The 11845-nt window shown below is 46.3% G+C and carries 13 protein-coding genes; 1 reads left to right on the plus strand and 12 read right to left on the minus strand.

Annotated elements, in window-relative coordinates; all coding sequences use genetic code 11:
• The first annotated feature begins 109 nt into the window (after window positions 1-109).
• Entirely contained in the window at window positions 110-673 is a 564-nt protein-coding gene (locus tag DWX65_RS04755) for an accessory gene regulator B family protein (RefSeq protein WP_118172921.1), read from the plus strand.
• A 2-nt stretch (window positions 674-675) separates the two neighbouring features.
• Here DWX65_RS04755 and DWX65_RS04760 read toward each other — a convergent pair whose 3' ends face one another.
• From DWX65_RS04760 to DWX65_RS04815, 12 genes are all read right to left on the minus strand, one after another.
• On the minus strand, window positions 676-1044 hold the full coding sequence (locus tag DWX65_RS04760; RefSeq protein WP_118172922.1) for a hypothetical protein: 369 nt from the start codon (window positions 1042-1044) through the stop codon (window positions 676-678).
• Between the two features lie 178 nt (window positions 1045-1222).
• Window positions 1223-1912 carry a helix-turn-helix domain-containing protein gene (locus tag DWX65_RS04765; RefSeq protein ID WP_118172923.1) on the minus strand — a complete coding sequence of 230 codons (690 nt, stop codon included), beginning with the start codon at window positions 1910-1912 and terminating at the stop codon, window positions 1223-1225.
• 77 nt (window positions 1913-1989) lie between these two features.
• Window positions 1990-2976: a hypothetical protein gene (locus DWX65_RS04770; RefSeq protein WP_118172924.1), complete on the minus strand. Its 987-nt coding sequence runs from the start codon at window positions 2974-2976 to the stop codon at window positions 1990-1992.
• Window positions 2977-2993: 17 nt separating this feature from the next.
• Complete coding sequence (locus DWX65_RS04775; RefSeq protein ID WP_118172925.1) at window positions 2994-3818, minus strand: C39 family peptidase; 825 nt, start codon at window positions 3816-3818, stop codon at window positions 2994-2996.
• A gap of 30 nt (window positions 3819-3848) precedes the next feature.
• Complete coding sequence (locus tag DWX65_RS04780) at window positions 3849-5681, minus strand: VirB4 family type IV secretion system protein (RefSeq protein WP_199535030.1); 1833 nt, start codon at window positions 5679-5681, stop codon at window positions 3849-3851.
• Window positions 5681-6370 carry a hypothetical protein gene (locus tag DWX65_RS04785; RefSeq protein ID WP_118172926.1) on the minus strand — a complete coding sequence of 230 codons (690 nt, stop codon included), beginning with the start codon at window positions 6368-6370 and terminating at the stop codon, window positions 5681-5683. Before DWX65_RS04785 ends, DWX65_RS04780 begins: the two co-directional genes overlap by 1 nt.
• Window positions 6371-6389: 19 nt before the next feature.
• Window positions 6390-8153, minus strand: coding sequence for a hypothetical protein (locus DWX65_RS04790; RefSeq protein WP_242997809.1), 1764 nt, complete (start codon window positions 8151-8153; stop codon window positions 6390-6392).
• Between the two features lie 82 nt (window positions 8154-8235).
• The gene (locus DWX65_RS04795) at window positions 8236-8832 is read right to left on the minus strand and encodes a DUF6550 family protein (protein ID WP_118172927.1); all 597 of its coding nucleotides are present in this window, start codon (window positions 8830-8832) and stop codon (window positions 8236-8238) included.
• Between the two features lie 165 nt (window positions 8833-8997).
• Window positions 8998-9537: a hypothetical protein gene (locus DWX65_RS04800; protein ID WP_118172928.1), complete on the minus strand. Its 540-nt coding sequence runs from the start codon at window positions 9535-9537 to the stop codon at window positions 8998-9000.
• A gap of 11 nt (window positions 9538-9548) precedes the next feature.
• Window positions 9549-9959: a DUF4320 family protein gene (locus DWX65_RS04805; protein ID WP_118172929.1), complete on the minus strand. Its 411-nt coding sequence runs from the start codon at window positions 9957-9959 to the stop codon at window positions 9549-9551.
• Window positions 9960-9970: 11 nt separating this feature from the next.
• Window positions 9971-10846 (minus strand): secretion protein F, encoded by an 876-nt coding sequence (locus tag DWX65_RS04810; RefSeq protein ID WP_118172930.1) that lies wholly within the window; start codon window positions 10844-10846, stop codon window positions 9971-9973.
• Between the two features lie 14 nt (window positions 10847-10860).
• Window positions 10861-11793, minus strand: a complete 933-nt coding sequence (locus DWX65_RS04815) for a type II secretion system F family protein (protein WP_118172931.1) — start codon at window positions 11791-11793, stop codon at window positions 10861-10863.
• Window positions 11794-11845 lie beyond the last annotated feature (52 nt).

Genomic DNA, 11845 nt, shown 5'->3' on the forward strand with positions numbered 1-11845 from the left:
AATTATGTATGGATCTATACAGGAAAAATGACGAGCTGTATTTTATTTTCAACATAATAAATCTTTTTATTAATAACCACTATATAATCATCAAAAAGGAGAATAGTCTATGGAATATTTATCAGCAAAATTAGCAAATTATATTTTAAAAAAAGGGCTTATAGACACTGAAGCATATGAAATATATCAATATGGTTTTCAGTGCTTTTTAGAAGTGTCAGTCAGTACAATTTGTAGTCTTTTTCTTGCGTTACTTTTACACATGCTTCCAGAATGTCTTTTTTTCTTCCTATTATTTATTCCACTACGTTCATTTGGAGGTGGCCTGCATCTAAAAACTTACTTTGCTTGTTTTATTGGATCATGTTTAATTTTGCTTTTTACTCTTTTGTCTGTAAAATATTTTACCATACCACTATTTATTTCCTTTGTGCTGTATGCATTTTGCGCCATCTTAATCCTAATAATAGGACCAGTTAACCATCCCAACAGAAAAGTAAATTCACATGATAATACTATTTTTGCAAAAAGAACATATTTAACGATAGTATTTACCTTTGTAATTGCTATCCTTTTTATCGTTACCAATAATGCAAAGTATATGTTCCTTCAAGCAATTGTATTTCTTTTTATATATGCTACTTCTTTTATTGGACACATACTGTATAAATAGATTTAATCACCACTGTGTAAAACGATACATATTTTTTCTTGAAAATTATGTATACAATTCATATATTCTTTTTTTAATGACATGGGAATATCATTATCAAGATTACATATGCTTTCATAATCTTTTTTTCTTAAACTTTTTCTATTCTCATATAACCACTGCCATCTCCAATTTTGCAATAAACTATCTGCCATTTCTTCTGGTGTTTCAAACACTTCTTCAATTTTCATTGATATATTCAAGTTCTCACTTTTTTTATATAACCCTATCACAGATGCATAGCCTACACCATGTATATATGCAATGCGATAATCCACCGATTTTTTTAGAACATTAGAAAAAATTTTTATAAGTTCTTCGTACTTATTCATATAAAATCTCCTTAAAGCAATACAATCTGCACAAAGTTTACAGTGGCCAAAATAAGCATAACACCTTTATGTATTATATCATAGTTACCAATTGCTCTTATTCTATTGTTTACTATATATTTTTGACTCCCCTATAATACTTCTTTTTCACTTTTTAGATTTTGGTTAAACTGAAAGTTCAAGGTGGTATCAGATTGAACCCCTCCCCCGGCCACTGAAAGATACGAACAAGGATTCTCCTGCCATTTTGCAACAATACTTTGATTATATCAATTTTTTTCCTATCATAGTAGACTTTCTCCCCAGCCCAGTCCATATCTTCGTAATCATCCGACTTTACACTGTTTCTTTTCTTCATGTAACCCTTTATCAATCCTAGCAGCCCGCATTTATTTTCTGAAATATTCTCCAATACATTTCTATCTTCCACAGTGCCTGTCACACTGATATTTTCTATATTATCACCATCCTGCCCTTCAAACTCAGCACAGGCTGTTGGCATGACAACAGCCTCCCTATCTGTCTGTCCTGATTGTTCCTTTTGAAGCTGCTCTGGCTTCTCCTGTACTGCATCGTTCTCCAACATATTTTTTTCTTCCGGAAAATATAAAGTATAAAGATTCGAGGTCTGGCCTCTATTCCCCTCGCGGAACCGGCTCTCTTTTGTCACATACCCCGCTTCCACTAGTTCACGCATGGCACGTTTGACCGTAGAGATGCTGATGTGCAATTCCCTGCCGATGGTCGGCACCGCCGGGAAACAGATCTGCTCCTTGTTTGCCCTGTCAATCAGGTACAAAAGTACCTGTAATGCTCTGCTTTTTAAATTCGACTGATATGCTCTCTGCTTCATTTCAAACTGGTTCATGCTCGTTACCTCACTTCTCTCATTTTTATATACTCTATCGTTTCATTTTAACTTCTCTCTATGAAGAAGCCGGGGAATCACTCCCCGGCGATATATCTTTCAATGATGGTCTTATAAATCTTTGCGTTGGGACTGCCATTCATGCAGTCCGGCTGGTATTCCAAGAAGAATACCTTATGATAGTCTGTCTGAAATGCCTCCACATAGGTGTCCTGCAAAGCTGATTCCACAAAAGGACACAATACAAAGGCTGCTTTTGTTTCATACTGCTTAAGGAGTTTCATGGTATGCACGATCTCATAGGGCTTTGTACCGCAGATAAGAAGCAGGATATCTGCATCCGCATCCAGTCTGCCTGCTCCATAGTCCTCAAGCAGAAAGTGAAACCCTGCATCCGGTGTCTGTGTGCCATACCACATTTTTTCCAAGCGATACCCTCCTGCTTCCTCATCCATCTCATAAGCATCCGACAGATAGTGAATGATGCCGCTGGTATTCTTCTCCACATAGGCCACACTTGCTCCTACGCTTCCAAGCCACGCAGCAAAGCCCAACGCCATGGTAGTCGTACCGATACGGCTCTGAGAGCTTATCATGGCAATTCTGACACCATCTGCCATGAAATGATAATGCGCTCCCTGCACTTTCAGTTTTTTCCTCTCCTTTGGGGCATATCTCGTCATACCCTGACTGCTTAGAGACTGCCTTATTTCCTCCTGCATCCCTCTGATTTCCACATTCGTGACAATATTTCCCACTCCTGCATCCAGCAATGCCCTGCATAACGGATCGCTCTCTTTTAACCCCTCACAGATGACCGTGATCCTGGCATTATACATGGTCAGAAATTCCTCGATGGCCTGGGCAAAGTCCCTGTCCTCATCCCCAAAGGCAATGCGGTCTAACACCAGCTCCGTGCAGTGTGAAAAATTCCGCATATCGTAAATAACAAACTGCTTCAGCATAAAATTTCCCGTCATTTTCTTAACCGGCAGGGCATCCTCTTTCTCTGCCAGAAAGTCCAGCAGATTGGTGTGCTGCTGGGATGATAAATATAAAATCATTTCCTCTCGCCTCCTTTTTAGTTTGAAATAGCCCAGAACGGACCGCCTGCACCTACCCGCTTTCTCGCTTCCTCCAAAATGAGGGACAAGTCCCACTCCTGATTGCTCCGCTTCAGACTGGCAGGATCCGCCACCAGAACCTTTCCATCCGCAGTGATTCCCCGCAGCACTATGAAATGTCCGCTTTTTGTGAAATGTCCCTTTGACATAATGGCAACTACCAGCTTTCCCTCGGCAAGGGCATCTGCCACATTCTCTCCGTCAAGGTTCATATCCACAGAAAGCCCCCGGTGTTCTGCAGCCTTTGGTATCAGACTGTGATAGGAACCTCCGCCCGGGCAGTAATAGCCGTTCTCATAGGACCACTGTGCCATCTCTACCGGATCCACGTTTGTGCCTGTCAGTGTAGATACCACAATACTCATGCTGGTAGGACCGCAGCCATGGGTGCCGATCTTGTCCTGTCCGTATGGTTCATCTGCCCAACGCTCGTCCAACTGATTGTAATAAACGACCTGCGTTTCTCCTTCCCTGCCAAGCAGAATATCCTCGTCATACTCCTGTCCGTCTGCCTCCTTGAAATCCCTCTCAAAGATACCGGAATCATTGTTATATCCATAGTCCTTCTGAAACTCATCCACAGCGGCAGCTTCATCCCCCACCAGCCATTCGGAGAGAGCTGAAAAGGGACTTGTGGCAAGATACATAGTGAGCGCCACCAATAGCAGAAAGAAAATGACAGGACCTAAGATAATCGCAAGCAGTCTGTTCCTGCTTTCCTTGTCTTTCGCAGCCTGTAAAGCTGCCTCTGCCAGCAACTTCACTAAAATCGGATCTGCCATCTTTGCGCCTCCTTTCAAAAGGCGGACTTGTTATCGTCCGCCGCCTTTCCCCATATAGTTGAATTTGTACTCCGGTATATCGAACTGGATATGAAGCCGCTTCGCTCCTGCCATAAACAAGGCGTGTCCCCTCTTTCTCGCCAAGAGAAGCTCCTTCTCCGCTTCCGTCAGGTCGTAAAGGTCTGCGGTCTCTTTCAGGTTCTTTCCATCCGTTCCCATCAAAATCTTATAACACGGGATGTCAAGCAATGCCTGCCCATACTGCTTGATGCTCTCATGCAGGAAGTCCACAAGGCTGTGGGAAATGATACCCAGTGCCGCCTCATACTTTCTGGCACGTTTCATCACGTTACGGAGATATACCAAGGACTGCGGTACTGATCGGTCAATCATCAGATATGCCTCGTCACAGATCAGCAGCACACGTTCCTCCCTGTCACGGCTCATCTGCTCCCAGTCATAGGTCAGGATGTTAAAATACTGGGTACGCTTGATGTTATCCCCGGTTTCCTGCAAGGCATGGGTGTCCATGACAGTAAACCGGGAATTGCCGGAAACGGTAGTATGCCCATTCCAGATAAAGCTGTCTGCTCCCTCTGCTATGTCGTACAGCAGCATGGCAAGGTCGGTGTAGACCTGATTTTCCTTTTCCGTTTTTGTCTTTTCCTGCACCAGTGCATAGAGGTCGGAAAAAATCGGGAAGTCCTGCGGTTTCAGTTTAGTAACATCCGTGTCCCATGTGATGTGAAACTTCTGGTACAGCTCCACCAGACACTTTTTTAAAACTGCTTTCTGCATATCCGTCAGGGACGGAATGTAAAGGCTGAAGAAAATCTCCAGATTCTTCATGTGCAGAGCAAGGTCATTCATGCCGTAGCCCTCATCCCGGTACAGCCGAAGTTCTTCTTTCTCGTCCTCGTCATCCCTCGGTGACGGTCTGACCTGAAGGGGATTAATCATTCCCTTGGAGCCGCCTACTGCGTTAATCCAGTCCCCGTTTAAGTTCTGGCATAAATCCCTGTATTCCGATTCCGGATCAATGACGATAATGCGTGTCCCTTTCATATACTCGGATAACAGGATGTGTTTGATCGCCGTGGACTTTCCCACGCCGGAATTACCCATGACACAAAAGTTGCTGTTGGTTCTGTCCCCGCCACGCTTCCATGTGTCTACAATTACCAGACCGCCGTTTCTATCTTTGGCAAAGTAATAGCCTTCCCCGTCATTGAAGCCGCTGCTGGCAAAAGGAAATCCGCCCACAAAGGTGGAAAAGGGAACGACTTTTTGCAGGATGCTCTCCATCTTGGCATGATTCGGAAATGTGGGCGATAAGTGCATAAAAGCCTCTTTCTGCAAATTTGGAATTGCCCGCATCTTGCATTTCATTACACTGGCTACGCTCTCCGCACGGCGGCAGGCTTTCTTGAACTCTTTTTCCTCCCTCGCTACGGGCATAACCTCCACACTCATCAGCCCGACTGTCTCGCCCTCCCTGTCAATCTGCATGATGATCTTCTCCCCGTCCTCTGCGGCCTTTTCTGCCCGCTGTCTTGACAGGGGATCCTTTGCTCCGTCTGCAAGCCCTCTCTGCTGTACCACACTTCTTGATATGGCATTGATAAGTGTTCCGTTATCCACCGGCTTGAAGCCAATAGATACTAAGGTGCTTGGAATGTTCGTCAGCTTTGAAAGCCACTCCACATCCACTTTCTGTGGGTACCGGATGATACCATAAGCCTTTCCGATGTTCTCCCCGATGGAAAGACGGTTCTTTTCAAAAGACAGCCCCATAGGCGTCACTACGTTCAACAGGGCATTATTTACCGGTGCCTGTTCCACCATCTGCACTGTATGTCTCATTACATCACTCCCTTCAACATGGGTATACTTGCCGCCGTTTCCGCATCCTCCAGATGAGTATAAGACGGATTGTTTACAAGGTTAATCAGCCTGACGATCTCTTTTTCCGTCAAAATGTCGCAGGCCACGCCGCCGGTTGCGAATTTCTCGCAAAGCAAAGATGCCCGTTTTAACAGGTCACGCTCAATGCCCTCCTCCTGCTTCTCCCACAATGCGATATAAAACTGTCTTTCCACAATCTCTCCAGACAGGGCAAAACCGCCCATCTGCACGATTTCCTGACGGAGCAGCTCTTTTCTTTTGTCCTCCGCTTCCTTTAACATCTCACTCATCTCCGTTATCAGCGGGGAAATATCCACCGGACGGGATAACGCCATGAACTTGAACGGGTACTGGATGTCGGAAAGCTCTGCTGTCAGTGTCTTAATCAGCACATTCTTTTCCGACTTGCTGTATAAGTCAATGCTGATAGCATGGATCCGCAGATAGATAAATACCATCCCGCCACGGGTATACAGGTACTTATCCCGGATGTCCTTGACATTGATGAACTGCTGTGCTGTCTGCATGGCCGCACTGCCTGCATCCGTCTGCGGGGTTTTTTTACTGGTTTTCAAAAATAAAAGCAAAATGCCGCCACCTATCAGGGTGACGGCAAGCATGATAATGGGAAATAAAAGACTTTCCATTTCTTCCTCCGATTTCTATTTAATTTAATGGCCGCACATGCCAGTCTGAAAACAGATTGTCATGGATCGTCAGAGTGTCGTTCAAGTGCATCTGCAGCATCCCCGCTGGTGTCCATGCGTCAATGACCTGTGCATATACGGTATAGTTCCCGTCCGGGAACCAGACCGGTGTAAAATGTGTTCTTCTGTTATAGGTACTGTATTCATTCCTCTGAAACTCAAACTGTGCAGAATATCCCGGACTTGTCGGCTCCAGCAGTCTCCAGTAATCGGTATAGTGAAATTCCGGGAAATAGGCTACACAGGTCTGTACCTGCGTGATATGGCTTGCAGGTGCACCGGAACGCATATCCGCCGTGGCTGTCATGTTGATGCCATAGCCTGATTTCAACGTGCTTCCTGATGCAGTGGGGTTCTTTTCATCCGGAGTGATACGCATGGCTGTGGACAAGGATGCCGAATAGGTGTCTAAGGCATAATCATACCAGCCCTGATCCTCCCACTCTCCATTGTCTACCCAATGCCCGTGACTGGAAGTACAGCCCGCCGGACAACTGGAGCTATGGCTTCCACTCTCCCAGTCCCAGTCAGATACCCATACCCAGTTAGCGTGCCACCAGCACCGCCAGATACCCCAGCTTAGGCTCGTCACATTCTGCCCTGCTGGTAAGGACGGTCTGCTGTAACCATTGTAACGGTCATCTGCCATGGGATCCGGTGGCGGGTTCTCATTTAAGTCCACCACGTTTGCCCGGATGGTGGTAGTCGCAAGTCTTCCCTTATTTGTGGATATGTTTATGGTAATCTCACAAGGTTCGGACGGTGTATGCCATTTTACCCACACAAGCTGACTCCCGTTTTCCGGGATAACCACACCGGACATCTGATAGCTCCTGCCGCCTATGGAAAAGGTCACGGTTGCCTTGGCATCGTTGTTGATCTCACCCGTGGTTGACAGCGTTGTGGAAGTAATCACATCCGTATCAATCCGATATACTGCATCGTACTCCGCTTCCGTGGGCGGTGCGCCCTTGTAGCTGATGATACCGATACCCAGCGTCTGTATCATTTCATCCGTTGACCTTGCCGTAGTCTTTGAGCCGGTATAAGCCGGAAAACCTAAATCTGCCTTCTCCAAAAACAACGCAAGAGCCAGGTTCTTCATGACTACTGTGGGAAAATGTGCGCCTAAATCTCCGCCCACCATCCGGTTATAAAGCCCGGCCTCGGTGGTCGTCATGGCAAAATAAAGATTGTTATAGATTAGATAGATAACCGGTTCAATCACCAGTTTATAGGAACCATTTGTAAGTGTTACCACATCTATGCCCGCCTTTCCTGCTACCATGGATGCCGCCCCTTCCGAACAGAAGTACCTCTTGATCTGTGCGATACTCGCCTTACTACTATTGCTGGATATAATCTGGGGCATGGGGTTATCAGGTGTATAGTAAGTATAGCCCGATGTCTGTAATGTCAACGCTGCTCCATTGCGGTACTGCATCTTGCTGACTTTTCCAAAACTGAACATATTGCCTGCAACAGACGACAGGTTCTTATTGGTAAAGTCCATGGAGCCCGCCACAATCCCGCCGGACTCTGCATCTACCACCGTTACACGCACCCCCTGATAAGAGTTGCCCGGCCAGTTATAGGCTTTCGTTCCCTGATTCAGTCCCCCTCCACCACCATCCACGTTTCCGTTTCCCTCTGCATAGGCGGTCAGCGTACTGGACAGCAGCATGATAATCAGCAAAAATACTGCCAACAGTGTTTTTTTCAAATTGCCTCCTTTCAGACTTTTTAGAAAAGTCCGCGCGAAAAAGGAGCATGACATCTGCCATGCTCCGATACTCATTCCATATTTAATTCATGTCACCGATCTGCTTGTTCCAGTCTCCGTCAGAACCTGCGGACTCTCCCTGCGGTGCGCCCGGCTGGTCTACATATCCATAGCCCGGAACAAATACCTGCCCGCTGTCGTTGGTGCTACCCCCTGCCGGTTCTTCCGGCTTCTGTTCCGGTTCCGTCACCTCCGGCTCATACTGGGGCGGCTGCTCCGGATTCTCGGTTGCATCCGTATCCTTGACCTCCGGTTTCTCTGCCGGGGGCTGGGCATCCTCCTTGGTCTGGGACTTCCCACTGTCATCCCCGCCCTGTTCACTTCCTGTATGGATGTCTACTGTTTCCGACTCACTGCTTTCCGGCTGCTCTGTTTCCTGTCCGCTGCTTTCGGCTGCTTCCGACTTGGTTTCTTCCAGAGCCTCTGGCTCCTTGGTAATATCAATTTCAGGAACAGTCACTTCCATCTGCTCGGTGGTCTGCTTCACAGGCTCCTTTTCCGGCTCTTTCGGCGTTCCAATCTTTACCAGATAGAAACACAACCCTCCAGCAAGGCATACCGCCACTGCTGTAAGTATAAAAATCACCAGTTTCTTTTTCTTATCATATTCTTTTTTCATCTAAAAGACCTCACTTTCCATAAAATCACTTTTACGGCAAATGCTGTCCTACTTTTATCCAACTCCATCATACAATAGACTTTTGAATGCGTCCAGACATTTCCCGGCAGATCAGAAACTTTTTCTTCAATCTACCATAATGCCTGCACTCCTGTCTATTGTTTTTCAAAACTTGGGCATATAGGCAGCTTTTGCTCTGATCGTCATACCGACAGGCGGCAGAGCCTCCCATCCGAAAGATAAAGGTATCTCCAACTGCACCGAAACATCCGCTTCAAAATTCTGGCTGGCGTTACCCGGTGCAAAGGGTGCATTGCTGATTGATACATTCAAATCCGTTACCCGGTATTCATATCCATTTCCCTGCCATTTCACATGATACGCTCCATCAGGGTTCGTACCAAGCAGGCGGTCAAGCCGGGTATACACATCTCCGTAATCCAGTGTTTCCTCCCAGCAGTCCCCTGTCATAAAGTAGCCGCCACTGTACCCCTCCCTGAGTCCGTCATAGACCTCATTATAGTTGGTGGTCGCCACGGATATAACGGATTCCTGCAAGGCATTCCGTACCCCATAGGCGATAATGGAAAGCCGGAAGAACTCTGCCAGCACACACAACGCAATCAGCAATGCCAGCACCAACGCCACCGTAAGCGGATAGGACATACCTTTTTTATCCTTTATCATTTTTTTCAGTTTTCCCATGCCTGCCTCCGTCACTTATAATAGACTTCACTCTTTCCGCTTGCCCTCGCTTTCAGTTCAATGGGAAAGGAACCAAACACAAAGAAACCGATATCCACCCTCTGCGTCAGTGTCACTTGGATGTCTCCGTTTAACTGCACCTTATTCCCGCTGTAATAATCACAGTCCCACTGTATCTGCGGATCAAGTCCCGTTTCCTGCTTTAACTGTGCAATCCTGCCGGACACATCCGTACTCCCCACGATTTCTGCCTGCCTGACAATCTCATCCGCAAAGGAATCAAGCTGCTGTTTCTTCATAAAGACCGGAAACAATGTCATGGCAAGAGCCACTACCAGCATCAGACAAAAGATCCCGATTGCAACATCAATGTACCCCTCTCCCCTGCGGTTTCGGCACACATCTCTTATTCTTCTTTTCATGGCTGCTCCTCCTAAAACATTCCCGACATTGTTCCGAGTATCTGATAACCCATAACTCCCATATAAATCAGAAGCATACAGGCCAGCAGTAAGAAAGAATATCTCCTGATTTTCGGCGGCCGCTCCATGGCAAGCCGTTTCAGTCTCTGTACTTCAAGCTGCTTCATGTCATGGGACAGCATACGGAAGAAGGTTACGCCGTCATCTCCCCGGATGCACCCGATTAATCCCCTTACCACATCGGAAAGCATAGCACTTGATACCCTTGCTTCCAGTCTGGTAAGTGCCGCTTCGTAGTTACCCGTCCGCATATCAGCCGTAGTAATGGCAAGTTCATTCCTTAGTGCCGGGCCTGCATTCTTCTGGTAAGTCTCCAGCATGGAAAGGATGTCACGGCTTGCCATCAGCTCCTGCGTAATGGTCGCTACAAACCTCGGCAGTTCAAACTCGATTTCTTCTCTCCGCTTTTTTACCATTTTTTCCGCTTTTCCGCTCTCGGAAAAGAATGTCCCTATCCCCAAAACCAGAAAGACGGGAAATAAAAGCGGAACCGTTAGCAGACAGGGTATGATACAAACGAATATTAGCCCTGCCTTTACATAGACCTGAGCCATATACAGTTCCGGAGTCATTGGAATTTCTGCGGAACGAAGCGTTGCCGCCAGCTTACGCTTTTTATACTCATCTATGGGCAGGAAGCGGGCGATTTTGCTGGATAATTCCATGATAAAGGCATCCGAACTTCTCGCCTGCTTCTTCTGCTTTTTCCCCACGGTCAGGATTGCCCGGCTGGTGCGGTAAGTGGGTACTTTAAAGACTTCCGCAAGAATAAAATAGCTCCCTGCCGTAAAAAACACGGCAAAGAGCAGTAAAATCATGTTCTGCATATATTGTTTTCCTCCTACCTCTTATACTCAATGGGTCTGATATGTTTTGATACTGCCGCCACGGATATAAATACCACTGTTCCGCTGATGGCAAGCAGCACCTTTCCAAAGCCGGTAAACATCAGTGTCTCATACCAGTCCTTATTCAGAAAGTAAAGCAGGGGGATGCTTCCTAAAAGCAGGATGATCATAGTGATGTACTCCTTTACCGGTTCATAAATCAGCAGATCAAGTTCCGATGACACCACACGCATATCCGACAGCTTCGACACAATGGGCGGCAGGGTGTTCTTCAGGTTGTAATCATCCTGACAGGCAACCACTGCATCCACCCACTCATGGAATACCGCATTATCCATCCCCTTTTTCAATCCTTCCAAAGCTTCCGCTGTGTTGGAATTGATTAGTTTCGCCTCCATGAGAAAGTTCCGGAACACTTCCGATACCGGCGGATTTAAGTAGGGCAGATTTTCCTCGATTGCCCGAATAATGGTATTCTTGTTCCGCAGGTAACTGGTGGTAATCATGGATAAAGCCGTTTCCAGCTCCGTATTGATCTGCTTCTTATGCTTGGATGCCGTAAATTTCACATAATAAAACGGTAAAAGTGCAAAGCCCACTGCCAGCACCGGCACCATCAGCACGTTATTCATGGTAAGGGCAATCATCACGCCCAACACGAATAAAATCATGGCAAGCACGCACAGCATGATAAACTGTTCGCTTTTCCCGGTCAGCCGCAAGATTTCCTTTACTTCTTCAAACAACAGTTTCAGTCCTTTCGGCTCTTTCTTCTTTTTACTTTCTTTGATCCGGTTCTTCATGCTGTGATTTTTGGGTCTTAAATACCCCGATAAGCCCTCCAAAAACGCAAACGGTGACAGCTCCAGCATGATAAAACATCCCGCCACTGCCATGATAAAGGCAATGGTCACAAGTAATGTCATAGGTCATACCTCCATTTCTTCCAGTAATTCTTCATAATCTTCACATTCCATA

It is taken from the genome of Roseburia sp. AF20-18LB (assembly GCF_003461185.1).
GTDB classification, from domain to species: domain Bacteria; phylum Bacillota; class Clostridia; order Lachnospirales; family Lachnospiraceae; genus Roseburia_C; species Roseburia_C amylophila.